This window comes from Bacillus stratosphericus, assembly GCF_020524495.1.
Lineage (GTDB): Bacteria > Bacillota > Bacilli > Bacillales > Bacillaceae > Bacillus > Bacillus stratosphericus_B.
The window spans coordinates 1-25,777 of record NZ_JAIVLB010000031.1; the positions used below are offsets into that span (position 1 = coordinate 1).

Here is a 25,777-nt window from a genome sequence, read left to right on the forward strand (position 1 = left end):
TATTATTATAACAACATTCGTATTCAAACAAAACTAAACAACCAATCACCGATAAACTATCGGCAATTGGCTGTATAAAGGTGTTTTGATCCCTGTCTCAAAAACGGGGGTCAGTCCCCATGATAGGGTAGTTTTTTTATGAAATTAATCCTCCATCGGAACCCAGCCTTGCCTTGCTTCCATAACAGACCACCATCCCTCTGGAATCAGGTATTTGTCTTTTTTCTCGTTTAATGACTGTTTCAATCTCGCTTTTCCGACCTTCTTTAATTTTCTTTGCCCATTCTGGATCAACAATTAGCTCTCGTGCGACCGCAATCAGCGGGATTCCTCGATTGTACCCATTGATAGCATCTTCGGCTGTAGTGACGCATAGGCAAATAATCGAGTTTTTTTGTTTTTAGAACATCAACTAACGTAAACGTCTCTGTCATTGTTAAACCCTCAATCTACTGCTTGTATTTTGCTACACTTATACATTTCTAAATTGGAAAGTTAACCCCTTTATAAATTGTATTATTTAACAAATATGTCACAATTATAAAAATGTTATCTAAACCTTTTGAGACCGATTGAAAATGAAGTCTGGTTTAATGGATAAGCCTTTTTAATAAAACATTTCCCGAATATTATAATTTATTCAATATTCATAAAAACCATAACGCTTCATAAACATCATACTCTCGATTTAAACTAGTAAATTCAATAGGGGCAGTTCCATTTGCGGCAACCAATTTTTTTTTACAGCCTGTTTTTCTAAGAAATTCCTAGTCGGGTTAGAACTTTCGTAGTCTTTCCATATGTAAGCTGAATTCCCTGTATGACTAAGATTATTCAAATAACCGTTCTTTGCCATATAATCCACTGCTCCGTATATCCCTGCTATCGGAATGTTTTTACGAATCTATCATTAATCCAGGAATTACCACTAATCATAACTAGTAAATTAAAATTTGTCTTTTCTAATCCTATTATATAATCAACAAATGTTCCTTTCCGTTGTAGAAAAAGAAGAGCTGCACGTCTATCGAGAAGGAATCACTCTTGAATTTTTGACACAGGTGATCTATTTCCATTTTTAAAAAGACCAAAAAATGGCGCTAATTGAAGGTATTTTGACTCATAACGAATTAGACGCTTTAACAAATTAGTCTCTACATTCATCTGTCCAAAAAAATATTATCTAAGGATGCGGTGAAGGAAAATGATGAGAAATACGCACTTGCTAGATGGCACCTTGATCATCGTGATGTACAGGAAGCAACGAAGCATTTGCAAGAATTAACAGATGCTGAGTTTGAGCATGCGAATCAAGCGGCTTATGATTTATCCTTACAATTAACGATGACCAATGGGATGAAGCTGTACGTATATGGAAAGATCTATTTGAATCAAACGATTTTTAAGTGACCGGGACATTGAAGCACTGGCAATGAAATTATTGCCTGGGAAAGCGCAAAAAATGACAACGTTCGGCTATCGTCTGAAAATAAAAATTGTTTAGCACTTTTATTGTAGAAAAGTCACGAATCCTGTAAAATAACGTTAGATATTGAATGGGGAGCGTAAAGCATGTATAAGGGTATTTTTTACTTGTTTTTTCTTGTTGTCATTTTGGTTGCTTTTGTGTTTTCAAACTATAAAGATGTTTTTCTTTAAAATAGGTTAATGCATTAGTACATGTACACCTCTTAATTCATACATTGTTAATGTAAGAAAATCAAGGAGAGGGGAATACTATATGTACCATCACCATCATTGCAAGCCAAATGTTACACAGCCAATTGTTCATCCGACGAATCATTGCTGTACACACAGTGAGTCAAAAACAATTGTGCCGCACATCCATCCGCAGCATGTAACAAATGTTCACCACCAAAACTTCCAACATGTTCACTACTTCCCGCATACGTTTTCTCAGGTGGGTCAGGCAACACATCAACATTTTAACTGCGGTGGCCCTTGCTGAAACAGATCTTGCAGAAACAGATAAAGTGAAATGGGACTTTGATAAGTCCCTTTTTCTAAAAGCAGGTGAAAAAATGAAAATAATTGCTGTCACAGGGTACAAGCCATTCGAGCTTGGGATATTCAAACAAGACGAGCCTGCACTTCAATACATAAAAGCGGAGCTTCAGAAAAGGCTGACAGCACTCATTGAAGATGGGCTGGAACGGGTTCTCATATCAGGTCAGCTAGGTGCAGAAATGTGGACAGCAGAAGTGGTATTTGAGCTTCAAGAGGAGTATCCAGCGTTAAAGCTTGCTGTCATTACGCCATTTTATGAACAGGAAGAGCAGCTGATTTTGTAGAAAGTGTCACGCATAGACCGTATGAAAGTCCGGCACAATTTAAACAAAAAAACCGCTTTTTTATTGAAAAAACAGATGGTCTTCTCGTCTTATTTGATCCCGAGCATGAAGGCTCACCAAAGTATATGATCAAAGAAGCTGAAACCTATACCGATTACCCAATTATGTATATCACAATGGATGATTTAAGAGCAAAGGTTGAGGCAGAAGATCCGTTTTTTGACTAAAAGCAAGAGAAAATTTGACAACGTCACGTATTTCTGAAAAAATATACTATGAATTCACGATATGAGGTGAAAAAAATGCTTGCTGATAAAGTAAAGCTTTCTGCGAAAGAAATTTTAGAAAAAGAATTTAAAACAGGTGTCAGAGGGTATAAACAAGAAGAAGTCGATAAATTTTTAGATATGGTCATTAAAGACTATGAGACATTCCATCAAGAAATCGAAAAGCTTCAACAAGAAAACCTCCACTTGACGAAACAGCTTGAAGAAGCAGTTGAACAAGGGAAAAGACAGCCTGCACAGTCCAATACAACAAACTTTGATATTTTAAAGAGACTATCTAACCTTGAGAAGCACGTTTTCGGCAGCAAACTTTATGATTGAGTAATGTCGAAAAAACTTGTGTCAAATGACATTGTCGTTTATAATAACGCTAGTTGATTAACGTTCGGGTAATCGCTGTAATGCAGTTAGGCGTTACAGAGGAAAGTCCATGCTCGCACGGTGCTGAGATGCCCGTAGTGTTCGTGCCTGGCGAAAAAATAAGCCAGGGCAGCCAGGGAAAGGCTGACGGCAGGAAAAATGCCTACGTCCTTTTAGGATATGGCAAAGTATCCTTGAAAGTGCCACAGTGACGAAGTCTCACTAGAAATGGTGAGAGTGGAACGCGGTAAACCCCTCGAGCGAGAAACCCAAACTTGGTAGGGGAACTTTCTCAAAGGAACCAAACGGAGAGAAGGACAGAGAATTCTGTAGATAGATGATTACCACCTGAGTACGAGGCATTTGCCGATTGCAGTACGATGGAACAAAACATGGCTTACAGAACGTTATATCCGTTATAATAAACATGATGAAAACAAAGCTCTCCTATTTCAACATATGGAGAGCTTTTATCTTGAATAAAGAAAAGGACGAGAAAACAGGTGATAAACAAATGAAAACCTATACACTCATCGCGACAGCTCCAATGGGGATTGAAGCAATTGTTGCAAAAGAAGTAAGGGACCTTGGCTATGAGTGCACAGTAGATAACGGGAAAGTCATTTTCCGAGGGGATGACCTTGCGATTTGCCGTGCAAACCTGTGGTTGCGTACAGCAGACCGTATAAAGGTACAAGTTGCTGAATTTTCGGCAAAAACATTTGAAGAACTTTTTGAACGGACAAAAGCGATTGACTGGGCCGCTTACTTGCCTAAAAATAGTACGTTCCCTGTCATCGGTAAGTCTGTCAAATCACAGCTAGCGAGTGTGCCGGATTGTCAGCGCATCGTCAAAAAGGCGATCGCGCAAAAGCTCAGATCATCTTACAACATTCAGTCTGATTGGCTTGAAGAGACCGGACCGGAATATAAAATCGAGATTGCGCTTTTAAAAGACAAAGCAGTGCTAACACTTGATACATCAGGTGTGGGACTTCATAAACGTGGGTATCGTGTGGACCAAGGAGAAGCACCCATTAAAGAAACCCTTGCTGCCGCACTCGTGTTATTAACGAACTGGACACCTGACCGCCCATTTGTTGATCCTTTTTGCGGATCAGGTACCATCGCCATTGAAGCAGCCCTGATAGGACAAAATATTGCCCCTGGATTTAACCGGGCATTTGATTCAGAATCATGGGCATTGATCGGTGAGGACGTATGGAACAAAGCGCGTCTTGAAGTGGAAGAAAAAGCGAACTATGATCAGCCACTCCACATTATTGCGAGTGATATCGATCATCGTATGGTAGAGATTGCAAAAATGAATGCAGAAGAAGCTGGACTAAGTGAACTGATTCAATTTAAGCAAATGCAAGTAAAAGACTTCCAAACAAAAGAAGAGTATGGTGTGATTGTCGGAAACCCGCCTTACGGAGAACGGCTCAGCGATAAACCAGCTGTTGAAAAAATGTATCAAGCGATGGGTGAAGCATTCAAGAACCTAGACACTTGGTCAATTTACATGTTAACGTCACATGAAAAGTTCGAAGAGTGCTTCGGAAGAAAAGCAACGAAAAAGAGAAAACTGTTTAACGGGTTTATTAAAACAGACTATTATCAATATTGGGGAAAACGCCCGCCTAGAAAGCAAACAACTAAATCATAAAAAATGGTCACACCTAAAGAAGGTGTGACTTTTTTATCTAGAATGGTATAAAGCTTCACCCGACGGAATAAACTGAACTTGATTTTAAAAAAAGAGGTGTCTTTATGATTCATTATGATCAATTCCAGTTAATCCAAAAAGCATTGGCGTCAACTGTTCAGGAAATAGAAGGGCATGAAACTGGACAATCTGCTCAGCTTGCGGCAGCCATTCAGGACTTAGCACTGGCTCAGGCCTACATAGAGCGTGCAGAGCATGCATTTTTAATGAAGGAAAGCTATCATCATCGCCTGCATTTTTAAATAAAGATTGTCTTTCCCCAGCATAAATGTTATTATTGAATGTCTGAATGATTCAAAAGTTGGGGGTTGTAGCAGGTGACAGCATCTCGTTTGCCTTTTTCATTATCAAAAGAACACAATTTTTACGAAGAACTGGGCAACTGGATTGGTGATGTATTTTATGACATTTTGCCAGAAAAGGGCTTTGATCTTCGAGATGAACAAATATACATGGCTTTTCAGTTAGAAAGAGCCTTTAAGGAAAAAAGTGTGATGTTTGCCGAAGCTGGGGTAGGTACAGGCAAAACAATCGTCTATCTATTATTTGCCGTCACGTATGCAAGATATAAAGGGAAACCAGCAATTATCGCATGTGCAGATGAAACGTTGATTGAACAGCTAGTCAAACAAGAAGGTGATATCTATAAAATTGCCAATCACCTCGATATTCAAATAGATGCGAGATTAAGTAAATCGCATGATCACTATTTATGTTTAAAAAAATTAGAAAAAACCGTGCAGCGTGAAGATGATGAGAAGTGGCTCGATATTTATGAATCGCTTCCTGCATTTGTTCATGAATCACATGGTATGCAGACCTTTTATCCGTATGGTGATCGAAAAGAGTATCCAGAATTAACAAATGATGAATGGTCAAAAGTCGGCTATGACTCCTTTCAGGACTGCTTGACATGTGACATGCGACACCGTTGCGGCCTGAATCTATCAAGAGATCATTACCGAAAAGCAACAGACTTGATCATCTGCTCTCATGACTTTTACATGGAGCATGTGTGGACAAAAGAATCCCGCAAACGTGAGGGGCAGCTTCCACTGCTACCTGAACATAGCTCTGTCGTATTCGATGAAGGACATCTTCTTGAGTTTGCAGCACAAAAAGCTTTAACTTATCGAGTGAAGCAATCCACGCTCGAGACATTTTTAGAGCGTCTGTTACAAAACGACATTCGCGAAGAATTTGCAGAGCTTGTTGAAGATGCACTAACAACAAATGATGAATTCTTCTATCTCTTAAAAACACATGCCAAAGAGGTCAAAGGCTCACATCGACTTGAAATTGGATGCGTGAATGAGGTCAAGCGTTCATCAAGTGAACTGTGTAACTTACTTGAAAAAATCGGAGAAGCACTCGTATTTGAATCCGAGATGTATACAATTGATCAATACGAATTGTCTGTTGTGGAAGAATACATTGAACAAATGGCGTATTCTCTGTCGCTTTATCAAAAAAATGCCATTAGCTGGCTTGAAAAACAGGAATTAGATACGACATTTGTTGTGATGCCGAAGACGGTTGCAGAGGTACTGGGCGAAAAAGTATTCTCGCAAAAAATTCCTTATATCTTCTCTTCTGCTACTTTGTCTGAAAATCAATCCTTCGATTATTTAGCAGAAAGTCTTGGTATCAAAGACTACTTATCAATGAGTGTAGCCTCGCCGTATGATTATGACGAGCAAATGCAGATTTATTTCCATGGGATACAGCAGCCATTCTTGCAGCCGGAAGAAAAAGGGCAGCAAGTGATCGCTCACCTGAAAGAAAATGGAGGACGATCTCTTATCCTATTCCCTTCATTTGATGAACTTCATTTATTTAGAAAGCAGCTTAATGCATCAGGTGAAGCACTGCCTTTCCAGGTGTATTTTGAGGGGGACGAAGAGGTTAGTACCCTTGTTCAAAAGTTCCAGGCAGATGAGACGTCTGTCTTATGCTCCGTTCATTTGTGGGAAGGGTTGGATATTCCTGGTCAATCACTAACGAGTGTCATTATTTGGGGACTCCCTTATCCGCCGCATGATCCTGTATTTGAGGCGAAACGGAATGAAGCAAAGGATGCACATGCTGAAGTGGACCTTCCATATATGTTGCTTCGATTAAGACAAGGCATTGGGAGACTGATTCGGACGAGCCAAGATGCCGGAAGCATTCATATATACTTTGATCGCAAGGAAGATGCAGAGCTTCAAAGTAAAGTGGAATCTGTTCTGCCAGTGAAGTCAGTGGTCCCTTCAAAATAGGAGGCCAGCTACGAAAAGAGGAGGATGCCAACTGTGCATCCTCCTCTTTTTCATTGACAAAAGAACATTCATTGAAGTAGCCTTGAAACGTACATACATATTTTATTGATTGGGGGAACGAACGTATGAGTCTTGAATCAAAAGAGAAAGAATTTTATCAGCTACTAGGAAAAATTGCCCACTATACAGAGGCACTCCATTTGCTTTATTGGGACTCTAGAACACAGGCTCCTAAAAAAAGCGCTGATTTCAGAGCGGAAACCATCGGTCAATTATCAAGTGATATTTTTAATATGAAGACTTCAGATGAAATGAGAGATCTTCTTTATGCATTAAATAAGCAGGGTGATGAGCTGTCAAAAGATACACAGAAGGCGCTCGAATTATCACAAAAAGAGTATGATGAAAACAGCAAAATTCCAAAAGAAGAATTTAAGGAATACTCCATTTTACAATCAAAAGCAGAGCATGTTTGGGTAGAAGCAAGGGAGAAATCAGATTTTTCACTCTTCGCACCATACTTAAAACAGCTCATTGATTTTAACAAGCGATTTATTCAGTATTGGGGCGTGAAAAAAACGCCATATGATGTGCTGTTAAATAACTATGAGCCAGATATGACCGTAGAACAGCTTGATCAAAAATTTGGTGCACTTCGCGATGCCATCGTTCCTCTAGTGAAAAAAATTGAAACCTCTCCAAATAAACCGGATACTTCATTTTTATCGAAAAGCTTCCCGATCGACAAGCAAAAAGAACTGAGTCTCTTTTTCTTAAAAGAGTTAGGGTATGACTTCGATGCAGGTCGTCTTGATACAACAGTTCATCCGTTTGCTGTAACATTAAGCAAGGGTGATGTTCGAGTGACGACCCGTTATGATGAGCATGATTTTCGGATGGCGATCTTTGGTACCATTCATGAGTGTGGTCATGCCATCTATGAGCAAAACATTGATGAGGCGCTTAGCGGAACGCTATTATGTGATGGTACGTCAATGGGGATACATGAATCACAGTCACTATTTTTTGAGAACTTTATTGGCAGACATGAAGATTTTTGGAAAGCATATTATCAAAAGCTGCAAGAGGCTTCTCCTGAACAATTTAAAGATGTATCTTTAGAGGACTTTGTTCTTGCAGTGAATGAATCTAAGCCGACTTACATTCGAATTGAAGCAGATGAACTTACGTATCCGCTTCACATCATCATCCGGTATGAAATTGAAAAAGCCATTTTCAATGAAGAAGTAGCCGTTGAAGACCTACCTACCCTTTGGAATGAAAAATACAAAGCGTATCTTGGTATTACGCCACCTAACGATGCACTTGGTATCTTACAGGATGTTCACTGGTCTGATGGAAGTTTTGGTTATTTCCCTTCATATGCTCTTGGTTATATGTATGCGGCACAATTAAAGCATCAAATGATCAAAGATTTACCGAATTTTGATGAACTGATTCAAAATGGGTCTTTTGCACCGATAAAAGAATGGCTAACTGAACATGTCCACCAACATGGAAAACGGAAAAAGCCATCTGAAATCATTCAAGATGCAACTGGCGAAGAATTAAATGTTCAATATTTAATCGACTATCTAACAGATAAGTATTCGAAACTGTATTTATCATAAATGAAAGGCACCCTTTGATGAGAAGGGTGTCTTTGTATGTGAGAATATTCTAAAAACGAACATTAAAAGACTTGCCGCTATTGCAAAGCATGCGAAGGCAAAAGCCGAGTGGTGATTAATATAAAATTAGCACCTTAGAAGCTCAAGCTTCCATCGTCCCAACAATAACGTTGGAATTGTTGCTAAATTCGGTATAAAATGGGCTATTTGTTGGTTATATATTCTGCTACTGCTGAAGTGTAAGTTGACTTAACCCTTCTATTAAAATTGTGTGGGCAGCTGCCTCATAAATTTCCTCTTTTTTGTTTTTAAACATAAAAAAACACTTACTTTACTGAACGGTCGGTAAAGTAAATGTTAACCATTGAAAAACAAGTGTGTCAATCGATTCATTTTAAAGAGGGTGTTTTCACTAAAAAATATATCTTAATAATAAGGATATGGTCCATATGGTGGTGGATAAGGATATCCATAACCATATCCTGGAGCAAGAAGGGATCCAGCAAGAAGGCCACCTGCAAAACCACCTAAAAATGGAGGTCCGAAAAAGCCAGGTCTTCCAAATCCGAAGCCAGGTCTTCCAAATCCGAAGCCAGGTCTTCCAAATCCGAAGCCAGGTCTTCCAAATCCAAAAGGTCTTCTCATATCGTCTTGAAAAAACGGCGTTTCAAAATAATTCATAAAAAAAGGCTCCTTTCACATAAAATCACTGTAACTGACATCAGTGTATTCTAATTGCACACATGTGTTTGGGTGAACGCCTATTATAAGGGGGAATGGTAAAAATGGGCCTGTATCCGTCTGATTGGGCTAAATGTCCGCCTCACGCTCATGTATATAAAGCACGAACAGATGTGACAGAAGAGCATTATCACCTAATCGAAGGTATATCTGAGCCTGTGAATGGAAGCAACACCGACCAGCATACTCATTTTTACCAAGGGGTCACATCTTTTGAAAGGGGGCATTACCATAGATATTACGGCATCACAGGGCCTGCTATCCCAAGAGTGGATGGGACGCATTATCACGAAATTCAGGAAGTCACGTTTCCTGCCTACACAGATGCTGTCCCCATCCAGTACGGAGGTGTGGTCTATAGTGCAGATGAACGGCCAACGCATAAGCACCGTTTAAAAGGAAAGACATATGAAGTTGTCGGAAATGAACCACTCGGCTGGTGACGGGAGTATATAGGAGAGAAAGAGAAGTTATGCTATACTGTAGGCAGTTTGTAAAAGAGAGTGATGTTATGAAAAAAGCAAAACAACCAATTATTGTGCTAGTAGGTCCGACGGCTGTTGGCAAAACAAAGCTGAGCATTGATATAGCCAAAGCATTTCATGGAGAAATCATCAGCGGGGATTCTATGCAGATTTATAAAGGAATGGATATTGGAACAGCTAAAATCACCCGAGAAGAAATGAATGGCATCCCGCACCATTTAATTGATATTAAACAGCCGAATGAATCATTTTCTACAGCTGAATTTCAGCAGCTTGTCCGATTGAAAATCAAAGAGATTGCCGCTAGAGGGAAAATACCTATGATTGTCGGTGGAACAGGCCTGTATATCCAATCTGTTTTATATGATTACACGTTTACTGATGAGAAAAGTGATCCTGCTTTTAGAAAAGAGATGACGCTGTTTGAAAAGCAGAATGGACCGCTTCAGCTGCATGAAAAGCTAAAGGCAGTAGATCCTGACGCTGCAAAAGCAATCCATCCGAATAATGTACGCCGCGTGATTCGTGCGCTAGAGGTCATACATACAACTGGTCAGAAAATCTCTGAGATTCAAAACGGGCATCAAGAAGTTCCTCTTTATGACACAGCCTTCATTGGGCTGAAGATGGATCGAGAGCTTTTGTACCAGCGCATTCATCAAAGAATTGATATGATGTTAGATGAAGGCTTAATAGAAGAAGTGAGCGCGTTATATCAATGTGGTTTGAAGGACTGTCAGTCTGTTCAAGCGATTGGTTATAAAGAACTGTACGCCTATTTTCAAGGTTACTGCTCACTTGATGAAGCCATCGAGCAATTAAAGAAAAATTCCCGAAGATATGCGAAACGTCAGTTTACGTGGTTCCGTAATAAAATGGATGTCACTTGGTTTGATATGACACCACCTTGCCACTTTTCAGACAAAAAAGATGAAATTTTTGCATATATAGCAGGAAAGCTTGGACTTAAAGCGAAACTGTAGTTATCAGAATCAAGGAGGACGAAACATGAAACCGATTAATATTCAGGACCAATTTTTGAATCAGATCCGCAAAGACAATACATTTGTCACAGTATTTTTACTGAATGGCTTTCAGCTTCGCGGTCAATTGAAGGGATTTGACAATTTCACAGTGCTGCTTGAAACAGAAGGGAAGCAGCAACTTATTTATAAACATGCCATTTCTACATTTACGCCTCAAAAAAATGTGAATCTAGAAATAGAATAGGACCAATTTTGTCACCAATAGCCTCATGCATCTGCGAATAAACCGGCCGGAACCCGCTACGTTTTTTGTCAGTGCAGAGGGGCTATTTTGCATGCCGTGAAACCTTTCTGTCCATGTTGCGTAGGATTCCTTATTGGACATTTGAAAAGGAGAGAATCTTTATAGAAAATGCAGACTTGAATTAAGAAGGATGAGAGTACTACTCCTATTGATCGGCATCGTTGTCTTATTTGGTTTGTGCGCCATCTCAAACATAGAAACGAGACAACGAGGAGGACGTCAAAGGCATTTTACGATCATCCGTTCAGCTAAAAAATAATCACTTTGCTATGGTGAAGGATGATGAAGTGCATGTGTATCGATTTGATGAATAAGAAGGGGAGCTTACTCTTATTACAACGAAGTACATAGATGAATGGGACGAATATGATGATGAGCTTGATGAAGAGTAGGCACTTAAATTTACAAATGAATGTGAAGTCGCTACACTATAATCATGTATCGGACATCTAGACAGAAAAGGATGAGTTCATGACACACAAAATTAAAATTAATCACTGGGAACAAACTTGTGAAGACGACTCCTGTCTCGAATATGGAACAAGTGTTTCCGTAAATGGGAAAGAATTAGTGAGACAAGCCTCAATCGTCTCTGCGCTTAAAGCTGTGCTAAAAGAATTAGATGTTGAAGTGGAAATAACAGAAGTGTCAGAAGATTTACAGTGCGATGCCTACAAAAAATAAAACAAAAAGTCTAGTCTACTAAGAGATTTTTTTTCGTGTTATGATAGATTTCGGTTTCAGTTGAATAGGGAGTAGGGCAGTCTATTTTTAAATCCTGCTCTGCTCTATTTATTTGAATGTACGAGTTCAGCTATGAATGTTCGGCTGGGTTGGTTGATTTTTTTCGTTTTTAATATCTATATGTTGTGTTTAAAAAAAACATAGTATACTATATATAGTGAATAACCGAATGATCAACAATACTAAAAACTAGGTCGTGATGGAATTGATTCAAATCGTATTTGATTCAAAAACAGGAAATGTTCAACGTTTTTTGGACAAGACCCCTTTTACAGACAAACGAAAATTGACTGGAGAAGAGTTTTTGGATACGCCGTTTATTCTCGTCACCTTTACGACAGGATTTGGACAAGTCCCTAGTACCACTCAGTCCTTTTTAGAGAAAAATGCGCACCTTTTACTAGGTGTAGCTGTGAGTGGCAACAAAGTGTGGGGAGATAATTTTGCAAAAAGTGCCGATACGATTTCTAAACAATATCAAGTTCCTATTTTGCACAGCTTTGAACTAAGTGGAACAAAAAGGGATGTTGAATTGTTTACAGAGGAGGTAGAAAGAATTGTCACAAAATCAGGTTCCAAAGTGGATACAATTAAATAACGAGATTATGATTCAAAAAGAAGGAAAGTTTCAGTTCGATAAGGACAAAGAAGCTGTACATAGTTATTTCGTAGATTATATTAATCAAAACACGGTCTTCTTTCACAATTTAGAAGAGAAGATTGATTACTTAATAGAAAATGACTACTATGAGGAAGAATTTATAAGACAATACAGCATGGCGGATATTAAAGAAGTATTCGATGCTGCTTATGCCAAAAAATTTAGATTCCCATCATTTATGAGTGCGTTTAAGTTTTACAACGATTATGCACTGAAAACAAATGATAAAAAGAAAATCCTTGAACGCTATGAAGACCGCATTTCGGTTGTGGCTCTTTTCTTTGCGGGCGGAGACAAACAGAAAGCAATTGAGTTTGTAGAGCTGATGATCAACCAGGAGTATCAGCCGAGTACACCAACATTCTTAAACGCTGGTCGTAAACGGCGCGGTGAGCTAGTGAGCTGCTTCTTGCTTGAAGTGAATGACTCATTAAACGATATTTCAAGAGCGATTGATATCTCCATGCAGCTTTCTAAACTAGGCGGCGGCGTCAGCTTGAACCTTTCAAAGCTTCGTGCAAAAGGTGAAGCGATCAAAGATGTAGAAAACGCCACAAAAGGTGTCGTAGGCGTCATGAAACTTCTTGATCATGCATTCAGGTATGCAGATCAAATGGGACAAAGACAAGGATCAGGCAGTGCCTACCTCAATATTTTCCACAGAGATATCAATGATTTCTTAGATACGAAAAAAATCTCTGCTGATGAAGATGTTCGTGTTAAAACACTCTCCATCGGTGTTGTTATCCCAGACAAATTTATCGAGCTTGCAAGAGAAGATAAAACAGCTTACACTTTCTATCCACACACAGTTTATAAAGCATATGGACAGCATCTTGATGAGATGGACATGGAAGAAATGTATGACGAGCTTGTTGAAAACCCGAAAGTCAAAAAAGAAAAAGTCAATCCGAGAAAGCTTCTTGAAAAATTAGCTGTTCTGCGCTCAGAATCAGGCTATCCATATATCATGTTCCAAGATAATGTGAATAGAGAGCATGCACTGAACCATATTTCACGTGTGAAATTCTCTAACCTTTGCTCAGAAGTGCTTCAGGCTTCAGAGGTATCCTCTTACACGGACTATGATCAAGAAGATGAGATCGGTCTTGATATTTCTTGTAACCTCGGTTCCTTAAATATCATGAATGTCATGAAAAACAAGTCAATCGAAAAAACGGTTAAGCTTGCAACAGACTCACTAACACTTGTGTCCGAAACAACAGATATCCGCAATGCACCGGCCGTTAGAAAAGCGAACAAAGCGATGAAGTCAATTGGACTTGGTGCGATGAACCTTCACGGGTATTTAGCTCAAAACCAAATCGCCTATGAAAGTGAAGAAGCTAGAGATTTCGCTAATACGTTCTTTATGATGGTGAACTATTACTCTATTAAACGCTCAAGTGAGCTTGCAAAAGAAAAAGGAGAAACATTCCATCGTTATGAGGGCTCTGGATATGCAACTGGTGAGTACTTCAATAAATACGCGGAGAATGATTTCACACCAAAAACAGAAAAAGCGGCAGCACTATTTGAAGGTATGCACATTCCAACAAAAGAAGATTGGGCAACGCTTAAAGAATTTGTAGCGAAAAATGGCATGTACCATAGCTATAGATTATGTATTGCCCCAACAGGTTCAATTTCTTATGTTCAATCGGCAACGGCTTCGGTCATGCCGATTATGGAGCGTATTGAGGAGCGGACTTACGGAAACTCAAAGACGTACTACCCAATGCCGGGGCTGTCGCCGCAGAACTGGTTCTTCTATAAAGAAGCGTACGATATGGACATGTTTAAAGTGATAGATATGATCGCAACGATTCAGCAGCACGTCGACCAAGGTATCTCATTTACGTTGTTCCTAAAGGATACGATGACGACGCGTGACTTAAACCGCATTGATCTTTATGCACACCATAAAGGCATTAAGACACTTTATTATGCAAGAACGAAGGATACAGGGCAGGAAGGCTGTCTTTCTTGTGTTGTTTGATTAAAGGAGAGTTTAACGTGACAAAAATTTATGATGCAGCCAACTGGTCAAAACACGAAGACGATTTTACACAAATGTTTTACAACCAAAATGTGAAGCAGTTCTGGCTTCCTGAAGAGATTTCCTTAAACGGGGATCTCTTAACTTGGAAATATTTAGGTGAAGAAGAACGCGATACGTACATGAAGGTACTTGCTGGACTGACTTTACTTGATACAGAACAAGGAAATACAGGGATGCCGATTGTCGCAGAACATGTAGACGGCCATCAGCGTAAAGCCGTGTTGAACTTTATGGCGATGATGGAAAATGCGGTTCATGCGAAATCATACTCCAATATCTTCATGACGCTTGCACCAACTGAAACCATTAATGAAGTATTTGAATGGGTCAAGAAAAATAAATTTTTGCAAAAGAAAGCAGATATGATTGTAGGTCTATACCGTTCGATCCAAAAGGATGATCCTATTTCCTTATTTAAAGCAATGGTTGCTTCTGTTTATTTAGAAAGCTTCCTATTTTATAGCGGCTTTTACTACCCGCTTTATTTCTATGGACAAGGAAAGCTCATGCAAAGTGGTGAAATCATTAACTTGATTTTGCGCGATGAAGCGATTCACGGTGTGTACGTTGGATTATTAGCGCAAGAAATTTACAACAAACAAACACCTGAAGTGCAAAAAGAGCTATATGATTTCTCCATCGATCTGCTAAATGAGCTATATGAAAATGAACTTCATTACACTGAGGATATATATGACCAAGTCAATTTATCACATGATGTGAAGAAGTTCATTCGTTACAATGCCAATAAAGCGTTAATGAACCTTGGATTTGCTCCTTACTTTGAAGAAGAAGAGATTAATCCGATCGTATTGAACGGACTCAATACAAAAACAAAGTCACATGACTTCTTCTCAATGAAAGGGAACGGCTACAAAAAAGCAACAGTTGAGCCGTTAAAAGATGACGACTTCTTCTTTGGAGATGAATCATAAGTGATACGCAAAAGTCAAAACGCATCACTCGTTTTGGCTTTTTACCATTTCTTACAACGTGTTACATACTGGAGGTTATCGAACATGGGAAAAATGGATGAAATCATTTTAGTCGCACCGCGTAAACGTGTTTTCCAAAACGAAACACTTGCGTTTAATGGGGTGAATAGTGAAGAAGAAGCAATCGAAACGATCATGAAAGAAATTGAAGAGCACTTCCAGCAGATGCGAAGAGGCGATGCAGAAGAAAATCCTGACTTCAAGCAGCCGATTCCTTATGTCGTCATTAAGCGTAAGGACGAAGTGTATGTATATGAAAGACTTCGAGGCGGGGGAGAGACGAGATTACATCATAAGTTATCTCTTGGTTTTGGCGGTCATATGAACTTTGCCCAAGGGAAAGATTTTGCTGAGATCCTAAAAGAAAATACGGACCGTGAGCTTGACGAGGAGCTTTCTATTCAAGAAGAAGACAAACTTGACATGAAAACCCTTGGATTAATCAATGATGATGACAACAGTGTCGGCCGTGTGCACATCGGGCTGTTATCAGCACTGGAATTATCACCTGGTGCTCCTGTTGAAGTCAAAGAAACAGATCAAATCTCAGGAAAATGGATGAAAGTAGCGGACTTGAAAAAGCCTGAATACTTCGAGCGTCTTGAAACGTGGTCTCAATTTGTCGTGAACATCTTAGCATAAATAGATAAACAACAAACCGGCTCTACAGACGACTGAGCCGGTTTGTTTCATTATGACAGCTTCAGCTTATTTGAAAACGAATGCGTCGTGACCGGCCTGCTTCAATCTTGCGACGAGGTTATCCGCATTTTGCTTTGAACGGAAAGCTCCAGCTTGTACCCGGAACATTCCGCCTTCTAGTAAAACGAATGCTTCAAATCCTTTGGATCTAAGTGTGGCTGCTAGTTGATCTGCATTGGCTTTGACCTTGAAAGCCCCTGCCTGCACTTTATAAAGTTTTACCCCTTTTTTTTTCAACTGAAGTGCCTTCTCTAATCCATTAGCATGAGCGCGAGCGATGCCTTGAAGGAAGGTCGCGTTGCGGAGCTTATTTGCATCAGCTGCCGTATCAATAAAACCGTTCTCTGTTAAAATGGCAGACATAGAAGTTTCCCGAAGAACGTGGAAATTCGCAGTTTTCTTTCCGCGGTCGGCAAAATCAACCGAGCGGACAATTTCATCATGAAGGGTATTGCGATACGTGGTTGTTGGTGCTGAAACGCCAGGGTACACATAGCTTTCAAAACCTGTACCCCCGCCAGCATTAATATGAATAGACACGAAATAATCAGCTCCCCAGCTATTTGCCGCATTTGTTCGCTGGGATAAAGTGACGGATTGGTCAATTGAACGACTTAAGCGGACGGAAACCCCATCATATTCACTAATCAACATATCTCTCAGATAAAGTGCAATTTGGAGTGTTATATTTTTCTCTAAAAGTCCATTAGCAGTAGCTCCAAAATCTGTCCCTCCGTGGCCAGGATCAATAAAGATTTTCACCATCTATTCATCACCTCGTTTTTATTTTATGAGGAAATAGAATAATTGCCTGTACAAAATGCGGAAATCATTGGACTCCTCTCTGCATAATTTATCATCAAAACGCCCCTTTTTCTAAGAAAAATCAAATTGTTGGTTTGTCCCCCAAAAATGGATGAATACAATAGAGATAGCACATCATTTCCTGGGAAACCGCAGAATCTCCTACAATAACTGGTATCTCGGGTCATTTTGACAGCAAACCTGGGCTTAAGCGGGCGATTGTCACGATTACAGCTCCACCCGAATAGAATAAAGAGAGAAGAGCGAGAGGTGAATACGTTGGAGCGAGCTGTCACATATAAAAACAACGGCCAAATCAATATTATACTTAATGGGCAAAAGCAAGTATTGATTGATGCAGATTCAGAGGCAGAATACCTAGAAGCCTTGCAGAAAAATGAGGCAAAACACAGCATCTTACGGGCAATAGAGCGTGAAATGAACAGCCTTGTCGGTATGGATGAAATGAAACGAAACATAAAAGAGATTTATGCTTGGATTTTTGTCAATCAAAAAAGACAGGAACAAGGATTGAAGGTAGGTAAACAAGCGCTTCACATGATGTTCAAAGGTAACCCAGGCACAGGGAAAACAACGGTTGCAAGGTTAGTCGGAAAGCTTTTTTTTGAAATGAATGTCCTCTCAAAGGGTCACTTAATTGAAGCTGAACGCGGTGATCTCGTCGGAGAGTACATTGGGCATACTGCGCAGAAAACAAGGGATTTAATTAAAAAATCACTGGGCGGTATATTGTTCATTGACGAAGCCTACTCTCTTGCCCGTGGAGGAGAAAAGGATTTTGGAAAAGAAGCGATTGATACCCTTGTCAAACATATGGAGGATAAACAGCATGAATTCATACTCATCCTTGCTGGTTACTCCAAGGAAATGGATCATTTCCTGTCTTTAAACCCCGGTCTGCAATCTAGATTTCCAATCAATATTCATTTTCCTGATTATACAGTCGATCAGCTCATGGATATTGGGAAACGCATGATGACTGATAGGGAGTATGTCTTTACGCAAGAAGCAGAATGGAAGCTGCGAGATTATTTGATGCACATTAAGAGCACAACAAGTCCTGCCAAATTTAGCAACGGCCGTTTTGTGCGAAACACCATTGAAAAGGCCATCCGAACCCAGGCCATGAGGCTGCTTCTTGTTGATCATTACGATAAAAAAGATTTGCTTACCATTAAAAGCCACGATCTTCAAATGAAAGAGGATACGCCTTCTTGAAATGGCGTATCCTTTTTGTAAAGAGACGCCAAAATAAACCTTCCGAATAGTGGTATACGTGTGATGTGTTTGGTATGATGGTACTACTGAAAACTTAAGTACAGAAAGGAAACAACTGACGTTGAATGAACATCAAATGATCGAAAAAGCGATCCTTGTCGGCTGTCAATTGCCGCATGTAACGGATGAACGCTTTCAATACTCAATGGAAGAATTAGCTTCCTTAACCCAAACAGCTGGCGGTGAAGCTGTCAGCCTGATGACGCAGAAAAGAAATAGACAGGACAGCGCAACATATATCGGAAAAGGGAAAGTAGAAGAGCTTGAAGTGCTTTGCGAGGAATTAGCGTGTGATGTTATTATTTTTAACGACGAGCTTTCCCCAAGCCAGTTAAAAGCTTTGGCGACTGCCTTAAACGTGAAAATTATTGATCGAACGCAATTGATTTTAGACATCTTTGCCAAAAGAGCCCGTACAAGTGAGGGGAAGCTGCAAATTGAGCTTGCTCAGCTTCAATATGCCTTGCCGAGATTAAGCGGACAAGGGATCAGCCTTTCAAGACAAGGAGGCGGAATTGGTGCAAGAGGTCCAGGTGAAACAAAACTTGAAACAGACAGACGCCATATTCGAAACCGCATTCACGAAATTCACGGGCAGCTATCCGCAGTGAAAGATCACCGCACAAGATACCGGGAACGACGAAAGAAAAATGGTGTTTTCCAAATTGCCATTGTAGGGTATACGAATGCCGGAAAATCCACTTTGTTCAACCAGTTAACAGATGCCGATAGTCATGAGGAAAATTTGCTGTTTGCAACGCTTGATCCCATGACACGGAAAATGACATTAGCATCTGGCTACAGTGTGTTGATTTCAGATACAGTTGGTTTTATTCAAGACCTTCCAACGACGCTCATTGCAGCATTTCGTTCCACACTCGAAGAAGTGAACGAAGCAGATTATTTGCTTCATGTCATCGATTCTTCTAATGAGGATTATGAAGGGCACGAACGAACGGTTCTTGAGCTTTTAGAAGAATTAGAAGCAGACCGCATTCCCATGCTGACTATCTATAACAAGGAAGATCAAATCAGACCGGATTTTATTCCATCTTCAAAACAGCGCCATATTTTAATCAGTGCCAAACGCGAGGAAGATGTGAAGCGGTTAAAGTCGGATATGATGGCTGAGCTGAAAAAAGACTTTTTAAAGCCATATTATGTGAAGATTCCAGCGTATGAAGGGAAGCTTATATCTTCATTAAAGTCAGAAACCCTCGTGGAATCACTAGAATTTCAAAAAGAAGCAGAGCTTTACGACATCACCGGATTTAGTGGTGAAGAGCAGACCATATTAGGTCAAATCAAGAAGTATATGTTGTAGGAAAGGAATTAAATACGATGTTTCACACTTTAAAACATGGCACCATTTTAGAAAAAATAGCAGCAGAAGCAGAACAAGACATTTTACACATGCATCAGCAAATTGATCAAAAGAGTGAGAAAAATGAGTGGCGGGTTCTTGAAAGCTACCGGAAGCATAGAGTCAGTGACTCTCATTTTAACCCGACAACTGGTTATGGCTATGATGATAGGGGAAGAGATACCATAGAAAAAATTTATGCGGATGTATTTGGAGGGGAAAGCGGCCTTGTACGCCCGCAAATCATTTCCGGAACACATGCGATTTCTATCGCCTTATTCGGTGTGCTAAGACCTGGCGATGAATTGATCTACATGACAGGGAAACCGTACGATACCTTAGAGGAAATTGTCGGGATTCGCGGCAAAGAAGGGACAGGCTCATTAAAAGACTTCCAGATTGATTATAAGGCCATTGATTTGCGCCAAGATGGATCAGTCGATTATGACAAAGTAAAAGAGTCTATTTCCTCTAAAACAAAAGTCATTGGCATCCAGCGTTCAAAAGGCTATGCTTCAAGACCCTCCTTTACAATAGAAGAAATCGGACAAATGATTTCATTTTTGAAAGAGATCAATGAGGAGATCGTTGTCTTTGTTGACAACTGTTATGGTGAATTTACTGAATTACAAGAGCCTTGTCATGTTGGAGCAGACCTCATGGCCGGTTCTCTCATTAAAAACCCAGGCGGGGGTCTTGCCAAAACAGGTGGCTACATTGTTGGAAAAGAAAAATGGGTAGAAGCTTGCTCTTATCGAATGACATCGCCAGGCATCGGCAGTGAAGCGGGTGCATCGCTGTATGCGCTCCAAGAAATGTATCAAGGATTTTTTTTAGCACCACATGTCGTTGCTCAAAGCTTAAAGGGCGCAGTGTTTACGGCTCGTTTTCTTGAAAAGCTAGGGTTCCAAACAAACCCAGTTTGGAATGCAAAAAGAACGGACTTGATTCAATCTGTAGAATTTGGAGATCCTAAAAAAATGATTGCGTTCTGTCAGGCCATTCAATATGCATCTCCTATCAACAGTCACGTCACACCACATGCGAGCTACATGCCAGGCTATGAGGATGATGTCATTATGGCGGCTGGTACTTTTGTACAAGGAGCTAGTATTGAATTATCGGCTGATGGTCCAATCAGACCGCCTTATACTGCCTACGTTCAAGGTGGACTCACGTATGCCCATGTGAAAAATGCGATTTGCAGTGCTATAGACGCCTTATTGGAACAAGGTTTTATCGAATGACCTGCTCGAAAAAAATCAATGTTAATATTCCTAACATATGTTTGACACATAATATAACATGACATATAATAAATTTAAGCAAAGAGGAGGAGACAGTTGAGATGAGTGATAACATTCGCCGCTCAATGCCTTTATTCCCAATTGGGATTGTCATGCAGCTAACAGAATTATCTGCAAGACAAATTCGCTATTATGAGGAAAATGGTTTAGTATTTCCAGCAAGAAGTGATGGAAATCGCCGATTATTTTCTTTCCATGATGTTGATAAATTACTAGAAATTAAAAACCTCATCGAACAAGGTGTAAACATGGCAGGAATCAAAAAGCTTTTTGCCAAAGCTGAGGCGGAGAATTCTGCGTCTGAAACAAAGACGGAGGAAAAAACCGCAGCTAAGCACAACTTGACAGATGATGAACTCAGGAAGCTACTGAAGAAGGAACTCATTCAGGCTGGACGTTTCCAACAAGGAACGACCTTTAGGCAAGGGGATATGTCAAGGTTCTTCCGTTAACATATTAGCAAACGCATTGCTATAAACATTTTATTTTTTGTAGGGGAGGAGTTTTACGAAATGGCAAAGTACACAAGAGAAGATATCGTAAAATTAGTAAATGAGGAAAACGTAAAGTACATCCGTCTGCAATTTACAGACATTCTCGGAACGATTAAAAATGTTGAGATTCCTGTGAGCCAGTTAGAAAAAGCTCTCGATAACAAATGTATGTTTGACGGTTCATCCATTGAAGGATTCGTACGTATTGAAGAATCAGATATGTATCTATATCCAGATCTAAACACATTTGTTATTTTCCCTTGGACAGCAGAAAAAGGTAAAGTTGCACGCTTTATTTGTGACATTTATAAACCGGACGGGACGCCATTTGATGGAGACCCTCGTAACAACTTAAAGCGTATCTTAATGGAAATGGAAGAACTAGGATTTAGTGATTTCAACCTTGGACCTGAGCCAGAATTCTTCTTATTTAAATTAGATGAAAAAGGCGAGCCAACGCTTGAACTAAACGATAAAGGTGGATACTTTGACCTTGCTCCAACAGATCTAGGTGAAAACTGCCGCCGTGATATCGTGCTTGAGCTTGAAGAAATGGGCTTTGAAATTGAAGCGTCTCACCATGAAGTAGCACCTGGACAACATGAAATTGATTTCAAATATGCAGGTGCGATCCGTTCTTGTGATGATATTCAAACGTTCAAGCTCGTTGTTAAAACGATTGCGAGAAAGCACGGACTTCATGCGACATTCATGCCAAAACCATTGTTCGGTGTTAACGGATCTGGTATGCACTGTAACCTATCATTATTCAAAAATGGCAAAAACGCATTCTATGATGAAAAAGCAGATTTACAATTAAGCGAGACAGCTAGACACTTTATCGCAGGTATTGTGAAGCATGCAACAAGCTTTACAGCGGTCACAAATCCTACAGTAAACTCTTACAAGCGTCTTGTACCAGGTTATGAAGCACCTTGCTATGTCGCATGGAGTGCACAAAACCGCAGCCCATTGATCCGTATCCCAGCATCACGCGGCATCAGCACACGTGTAGAAGTGCGCAGCGTAGACCCATCTGCAAACCCATACCTTGCACTAAGTGTATTACTTGCAGCAGGTCTAGACGGAATCAAAAACAAACTAGACGCACCAGCGCCAATTGACAGAAACATCTATGTCATGGACAAAGAAGAGCGCCTTGAAAACGGTATCGATGACTTACCTGCAACACTTGCAGAAGCGCTAGTGCTGCTAAAATCAAACGAAGTCATGGTCAATGCACTAGGCGATCACTTATTCGAGCACTTCATGGAATCAAAAGAAATCGAATGGGATATGTTCCGCACCCAAGTACACCCATGGGAACGCGATCAGTATATGTCTCAGTATTAATAAAGAAACGTTGATTTAACAAGGTTTTGAAAACAGATTTGGTGGTCAAATATAGAGTGACCGCAGCCTGAATCAAGGTTGACCACTTTTTGACCACCATATTCAACAAAAAAATTTAACTCAAAATCGAGTTGATGTAATTCTCGAAACTGTCCACAGATTTATTTTCGAGTTTTTCACTTATGTGAGCATATACGTCAGAAGTTATGCTTATATTTTTATGTCCTAATCTTTCTTTGATGAATTTCATACTTTGACCAGCTTCTAATAATAGAACTGCATGACTATGTCTTAGTCCATGGATTGGGATATTTACGGCGTGTTCGTTTGGTCATAGTAGACGCTTCTTGTATAAAGGTTTTAAACAAGTCTATCTGACCTTAATTTATATGTCTAACTCAGTGTAGCCGATTCAAGGTTGAGTTCATTAGAGATAAGAGGTCTTGACAAAATATTGGATAAGAATCATGTGTTTGAGTATGACTTTTTCATGTTAGAACAATAGAAATGATGTTATCAATATATTCAATAAGTAATCTAAAGGGAGAATTGATATGACAGATCTAGAATTTGCATTCGGCTGGCTTCCAGTAAGTATTATCATATTTTCATTTATTATCACATTGTTTGTACAAAAGATTTATTTAATGCCAGTTGTTAGCTTTTTTATTTCTATCCTCCTAACATTTACAATTTTTAATGTCTCATTTTTAGGCTGGGCAGTTGTTTACACTTTATTTTCATTAATTTCTTCATATATTGCATTATTGATTCACAAGATTTTAAATAAGAAGAAGTCATAAAATAACATAGCAAAATCGGTTGTTATATTATTGAAGGAGTTATTTTTTAGTTTTAGATTTGTTTTCCATTTTTCTTAAAAACTGCACCTCACTTAATAGAAAACAGATAAATCATTTTCAAACAGTCCCTTTTAAGTGCTTAAATTCTTTTACTGTGGTTTCTTCTTTGGTCTAATGTCTTCTCCAAACAAGTGATACATCCAAATCAATTGGGGAATCTATTTCAGACTCATTCCAAAAAGAGGACATAGATGGTGATGCGTATTCTCGATCGCATAGGCGAACCAATGCGACTGGTTCTCTAGCAGAAATCGTCTTGGTTCTAAAGGGGCAGAAGCCATAACAAAAATGGGGACAACAGCTGCCAAAACAACAGTGAAGAAAGGGCTTGAACAAGGAGCAAGATCAATAGATAGAGTCTCTATTCCGAATCTATTGCCATACTCACCAAAGTTTCAAATAGCTGGTGGAGGGAAACTACCGTATATTGTTTTTGACGGGGAGAATATCAAAAATAAGCTTCTCTCAATGGCCAAACGTCTAGATAACAATTCAGGCTACGGAATCTCGCAGACAGGCAGAAGATTACCAGCACCCAACAGTCGTTAAATATGGAGATCATTATGTGAGGTGGAAACGCAAGAAAGTATTAAAACCAAATGTCCTCTATTCAACAAAACAAGACTACACCTACACAACGGATCACTACGGACGCGCATTGTCAAAGTCGAATCAAGTGATTTAAACAGAAGAAATCAATACGCTCAATCCAATTCAGGCCAATTCAATAAAGCCAGATCGATTACTGGATGATGACGGAGGTCATTTTTGATCGCATCTATTTTCGAAGGGTCTGGAGATGTTGATAACCTACTTCCGATGAATTCACATATCAATCGAAGTGGCGGGAAATGGTATCAGATGGGGCAGAACACAAGTGGAAAAAAGCATTAACGGCCGGCTGACCCTCCAAAGCATATAGAGGTTAAAATCGAACCTATCTATAAGAATGATTAATTAAGACCTGTAGCTTATAGAATATAAAATCGGAGAGCAAAAGAGATTTAGAACTATTAGAAATAAACCATGAGGTTAAAGTATAGAATAAAATAAAAGAAAACTATAAAGAAGTAGCAGAAATAATTTCTCAATATTCCGATTATAAACTCTTCATTATGTTATTTTTATATATAGAATTTAGGCATCTTCTAGTGTAAGTTAAATATATTTCTTCTACTAGGTGACGACAGAACAATTATAAATAAAATAAAGACATAATCAAACAGATATGCCTATTCATTATGCCGTTCGATCATGTTCTCATTATATTTTTAAAACATAGTACTTCAAATAAAGACGTTACTGCTTTTTTTCTCTAGTAAGAATCTTAATTGTAAATAAAATTATTAACCCGATTAAGATCAACACGACCTCCATCGTACCGGAAATATGACTAAACTTCAAAAAGGCAATAAGTAAGATAACTATTCCAACACCTATATAAAAGATCAAATTAGTATTTTTCTTTGATGAATTTGACATAAATTAAATCCCCTTTTTTGTACATTTAAATAAACACAGACAAAGATTTATATACACAGATGACAACAGCAATCAAAATTATTTGTACAATTGGTTTCTTCTCAAAATACCTTAACCATACACCAACAACTACTAAACCTAGATAAAAGAACGGATTGAAGAAGATATACGTTGAGAAATTTTCTGTTGTTAATTTATTTGCGTTTGATAAAGCAATAGTTTCTATCACTTGGTTTAGATTCAAAATGAGATTAAATAAACTAGCGATGAAAAAACTTTTCATCATACTTATTCTAATATTCATCATGACAGAGCTAATATGAATGAGTAAAGAAACAATCACAACATCAATTAATGACGCTAAAATTAAAAGTACAATTGTCATTAATATTACAGTATTTTCCCCTACATTGATTGATGACTTTTCTAACAAAGGGACAGAAATAGCTTCTGTAATGTAAAGCGACACTATGAAATGAATGACGATAATTACGCTCCAGATAAATAGCAATGAAAGCTTCTCTTTTTTTAACATGTTCCTCTCCTTATAAA

At 39.1% G+C, this 25,777-nt stretch carries 30 protein-coding genes, 1 other RNA gene and 3 pseudogenes; 28 read left to right on the top strand and 6 right to left on the bottom strand.

Going from position 1 to position 25,777, the window contains the following annotated elements:
• Nucleotides 1–78, top strand: a 78-nt coding sequence (locus LC033_RS17320) for an IS3 family transposase (RefSeq protein ID WP_326849188.1), incomplete at its 5' end; no start/stop codon positions are given.
• A 66-nt stretch (nt 79–144) separates the two neighbouring features.
• On the opposite strand, the gene LC033_RS12310 is transcribed toward LC033_RS17320, so the two are convergent.
• Both LC033_RS12310 and LC033_RS17080 read right to left on the bottom strand, forming a co-directional pair.
• Nucleotides 145–294: a hypothetical protein gene (locus LC033_RS12310; RefSeq protein ID WP_226568842.1), complete on the bottom strand. Its 150-nt coding sequence runs from the start codon at nt 292–294 to the stop codon at nt 145–147.
• A 346-nt stretch (nt 295–640) separates the two neighbouring features.
• Nucleotides 641–990 (bottom strand): annotated as a pseudogene (locus tag LC033_RS17080) (type 1 glutamine amidotransferase family protein); the annotation flags it as partial.
• A gap of 204 nt (nt 991–1,194) precedes the next feature.
• On the opposite strand from LC033_RS17080, the gene LC033_RS12320 reads away from it, so the two are divergent.
• The 10 genes and pseudogenes from LC033_RS12320 to LC033_RS12365 all read left to right on the top strand — a co-directional run bounded on the left by LC033_RS12320 (nt 1,195) and on the right by LC033_RS12365 (nt 8,580).
• Nucleotides 1,195–1,410: a hypothetical protein gene (locus tag LC033_RS12320; protein ID WP_226568844.1), complete on the top strand. Its 216-nt coding sequence runs from the start codon at nt 1,195–1,197 to the stop codon at nt 1,408–1,410.
• A gap of 162 nt (nt 1,411–1,572) precedes the next feature.
• Complete coding sequence (locus LC033_RS12325; protein WP_226568908.1) at nt 1,573–1,659, top strand: hypothetical protein; 87 nt, start codon at nt 1,573–1,575, stop codon at nt 1,657–1,659.
• A gap of 82 nt (nt 1,660–1,741) precedes the next feature.
• Complete coding sequence (cotD, locus tag LC033_RS12330) at nt 1,742–1,969, top strand: spore coat protein CotD (RefSeq protein ID WP_226568846.1); 228 nt, start codon at nt 1,742–1,744, stop codon at nt 1,967–1,969.
• A gap of 73 nt (nt 1,970–2,042) precedes the next feature.
• A pseudogene (locus LC033_RS12335) lies at nt 2,043–2,539 on the top strand (SLOG family protein).
• 75 nt (nt 2,540–2,614) lie between these two features.
• The gene (gene gpsB, locus LC033_RS12340) at nt 2,615–2,920 is read left to right on the top strand and encodes a cell division regulator GpsB (protein ID WP_008356836.1); all 306 of its coding nucleotides are present in this window, start codon (nt 2,615–2,617) and stop codon (nt 2,918–2,920) included.
• A gap of 60 nt (nt 2,921–2,980) precedes the next feature.
• Nucleotides 2,981–3,364: RNase P RNA component class B (gene rnpB / locus LC033_RS12345), an RNA gene on the top strand.
• A gap of 109 nt (nt 3,365–3,473) precedes the next feature.
• Nucleotides 3,474–4,628 carry a THUMP domain-containing class I SAM-dependent RNA methyltransferase gene (locus tag LC033_RS12350; RefSeq protein ID WP_226568909.1) on the top strand — a complete coding sequence of 385 codons (1,155 nt, stop codon included), beginning with the start codon at nt 3,474–3,476 and terminating at the stop codon, nt 4,626–4,628.
• A 104-nt stretch (nt 4,629–4,732) separates the two neighbouring features.
• Nucleotides 4,733–4,930 (top strand): hypothetical protein, encoded by a 198-nt coding sequence (locus LC033_RS12355; RefSeq protein WP_226568848.1) that lies wholly within the window; start codon nt 4,733–4,735, stop codon nt 4,928–4,930.
• A 75-nt stretch (nt 4,931–5,005) separates the two neighbouring features.
• A complete protein-coding gene (locus tag LC033_RS12360; protein ID WP_226568849.1) occupies nt 5,006–6,949 on the top strand; it encodes an ATP-dependent DNA helicase in 1,944 nt (647 codons plus the stop codon).
• 125 nt (nt 6,950–7,074) lie between these two features.
• The gene (locus LC033_RS12365; protein ID WP_226568851.1) at nt 7,075–8,580 is read left to right on the top strand and encodes a carboxypeptidase M32; all 1,506 of its coding nucleotides are present in this window, start codon (nt 7,075–7,077) and stop codon (nt 8,578–8,580) included.
• A gap of 426 nt (nt 8,581–9,006) precedes the next feature.
• Here the strand turns inward: LC033_RS12365 and ymaG are convergent, their stop codons facing one another.
• On the bottom strand, nt 9,007–9,261 hold the full coding sequence (gene ymaG / locus LC033_RS12370; protein WP_226568853.1) for an inner spore coat protein YmaG: 255 nt from the start codon (nt 9,259–9,261) through the stop codon (nt 9,007–9,009).
• Between the two features lie 104 nt (nt 9,262–9,365).
• Between ymaG and LC033_RS12375 the strand changes: the two genes are divergently transcribed.
• The 8 genes from LC033_RS12375 to LC033_RS12415 all read left to right on the top strand — a co-directional run bounded on the left by LC033_RS12375 (nt 9,366) and on the right by LC033_RS12415 (nt 16,200).
• On the top strand, nt 9,366–9,764 hold the full coding sequence (locus LC033_RS12375) for a YmaF family protein (protein ID WP_226568855.1): 399 nt from the start codon (nt 9,366–9,368) through the stop codon (nt 9,762–9,764).
• Between the two features lie 68 nt (nt 9,765–9,832).
• Nucleotides 9,833–10,789, top strand: a complete 957-nt coding sequence (gene miaA / locus LC033_RS12380; protein ID WP_226568857.1) for a tRNA (adenosine(37)-N6)-dimethylallyltransferase MiaA — start codon at nt 9,833–9,835, stop codon at nt 10,787–10,789.
• A 25-nt stretch (nt 10,790–10,814) separates the two neighbouring features.
• Nucleotides 10,815–11,036: an RNA chaperone Hfq gene (gene hfq, locus LC033_RS12385; protein WP_226568860.1), complete on the top strand. Its 222-nt coding sequence runs from the start codon at nt 10,815–10,817 to the stop codon at nt 11,034–11,036.
• Between the two features lie 531 nt (nt 11,037–11,567).
• The gene (locus LC033_RS12395) at nt 11,568–11,780 is read left to right on the top strand and encodes a hypothetical protein (RefSeq protein WP_226568862.1); all 213 of its coding nucleotides are present in this window, start codon (nt 11,568–11,570) and stop codon (nt 11,778–11,780) included.
• Nucleotides 11,781–12,045: 265 nt separating this feature from the next.
• Nucleotides 12,046–12,438, top strand: a complete 393-nt coding sequence (gene nrdI, locus LC033_RS12400) for a class Ib ribonucleoside-diphosphate reductase assembly flavoprotein NrdI (RefSeq protein ID WP_226568864.1) — start codon at nt 12,046–12,048, stop codon at nt 12,436–12,438.
• Complete coding sequence (nrdE, locus tag LC033_RS12405) at nt 12,398–14,500, top strand: class 1b ribonucleoside-diphosphate reductase subunit alpha (protein ID WP_226568866.1); 2,103 nt, start codon at nt 12,398–12,400, stop codon at nt 14,498–14,500. Before nrdI ends, nrdE begins: the two co-directional genes overlap by 41 nt.
• Before the next feature lie 17 nt (nt 14,501–14,517).
• Complete coding sequence (nrdF, locus tag LC033_RS12410; RefSeq protein WP_226568868.1) at nt 14,518–15,498, top strand: class 1b ribonucleoside-diphosphate reductase subunit beta; 981 nt, start codon at nt 14,518–14,520, stop codon at nt 15,496–15,498.
• Between the two features lie 84 nt (nt 15,499–15,582).
• On the top strand, nt 15,583–16,200 hold the full coding sequence (locus LC033_RS12415; protein WP_226568870.1) for a hypothetical protein: 618 nt from the start codon (nt 15,583–15,585) through the stop codon (nt 16,198–16,200).
• Between the two features lie 66 nt (nt 16,201–16,266).
• Here LC033_RS12415 and LC033_RS12420 read toward each other — a convergent pair whose 3' ends face one another.
• On the bottom strand, nt 16,267–17,025 hold the full coding sequence (locus LC033_RS12420) for an N-acetylmuramoyl-L-alanine amidase (RefSeq protein WP_226568872.1): 759 nt from the start codon (nt 17,023–17,025) through the stop codon (nt 16,267–16,269).
• A gap of 318 nt (nt 17,026–17,343) precedes the next feature.
• On the opposite strand from LC033_RS12420, the gene spoVK reads away from it, so the two are divergent.
• The 5 genes from spoVK to glnA all read left to right on the top strand — a co-directional run bounded on the left by spoVK (nt 17,344) and on the right by glnA (nt 22,880).
• Nucleotides 17,344–18,303 (top strand): stage V sporulation protein K, encoded by a 960-nt coding sequence (gene spoVK, locus LC033_RS12425; protein WP_226568913.1) that lies wholly within the window; start codon nt 17,344–17,346, stop codon nt 18,301–18,303.
• 121 nt (nt 18,304–18,424) lie between these two features.
• A complete protein-coding gene (gene hflX / locus LC033_RS12430) occupies nt 18,425–19,687 on the top strand; it encodes a GTPase HflX (protein ID WP_226568874.1) in 1,263 nt (420 codons plus the stop codon).
• A 17-nt stretch (nt 19,688–19,704) separates the two neighbouring features.
• Nucleotides 19,705–20,973 (top strand): methionine gamma-lyase family protein, encoded by a 1,269-nt coding sequence (locus LC033_RS12435; protein ID WP_226568876.1) that lies wholly within the window; start codon nt 19,705–19,707, stop codon nt 20,971–20,973.
• A gap of 101 nt (nt 20,974–21,074) precedes the next feature.
• Nucleotides 21,075–21,485, top strand: coding sequence for a MerR family transcriptional regulator (locus LC033_RS12440; RefSeq protein ID WP_226568878.1), 411 nt, complete (start codon nt 21,075–21,077; stop codon nt 21,483–21,485).
• Between the two features lie 60 nt (nt 21,486–21,545).
• Nucleotides 21,546–22,880, top strand: a complete 1,335-nt coding sequence (gene glnA, locus LC033_RS12445; RefSeq protein ID WP_226568880.1) for a type I glutamate--ammonia ligase — start codon at nt 21,546–21,548, stop codon at nt 22,878–22,880.
• Nucleotides 22,881–22,995: 115 nt separating this feature from the next.
• On the opposite strand, the pseudogene LC033_RS12450 reads toward glnA, so the two are convergent.
• Nucleotides 22,996–23,190: pseudogene (locus tag LC033_RS12450) on the bottom strand (tyrosine-type recombinase/integrase); the annotation flags it as partial.
• Nucleotides 23,191–23,434: 244 nt separating this feature from the next.
• Between LC033_RS12450 and LC033_RS12455 the strand changes: the two are divergent.
• From LC033_RS12455 to LC033_RS12470, 4 genes are all read left to right on the top strand, one after another.
• Nucleotides 23,435–23,683, top strand: a complete 249-nt coding sequence (locus LC033_RS12455; protein ID WP_226568882.1) for a DUF2651 family protein — start codon at nt 23,435–23,437, stop codon at nt 23,681–23,683.
• Between the two features lie 348 nt (nt 23,684–24,031).
• Entirely contained in the window at nt 24,032–24,292 is a 261-nt protein-coding gene (locus tag LC033_RS12460; RefSeq protein ID WP_226568884.1) for a hypothetical protein, read from the top strand.
• A 16-nt stretch (nt 24,293–24,308) separates the two neighbouring features.
• Nucleotides 24,309–24,428: a DNA/RNA non-specific endonuclease gene (locus tag LC033_RS12465; protein WP_226568886.1), complete on the top strand. Its 120-nt coding sequence runs from the start codon at nt 24,309–24,311 to the stop codon at nt 24,426–24,428.
• 83 nt (nt 24,429–24,511) lie between these two features.
• Complete coding sequence (locus LC033_RS12470; RefSeq protein WP_226568888.1) at nt 24,512–24,637, top strand: DNA/RNA non-specific endonuclease; 126 nt, start codon at nt 24,512–24,514, stop codon at nt 24,635–24,637.
• Between the two features lie 613 nt (nt 24,638–25,250).
• Here LC033_RS12470 and LC033_RS12475 read toward each other — a convergent pair.
• A complete protein-coding gene (locus tag LC033_RS12475; RefSeq protein WP_226568891.1) occupies nt 25,251–25,760 on the bottom strand; it encodes a hypothetical protein in 510 nt (169 codons plus the stop codon).
• Between the last annotated feature and the right edge of the window lie 17 nt (nt 25,761–25,777).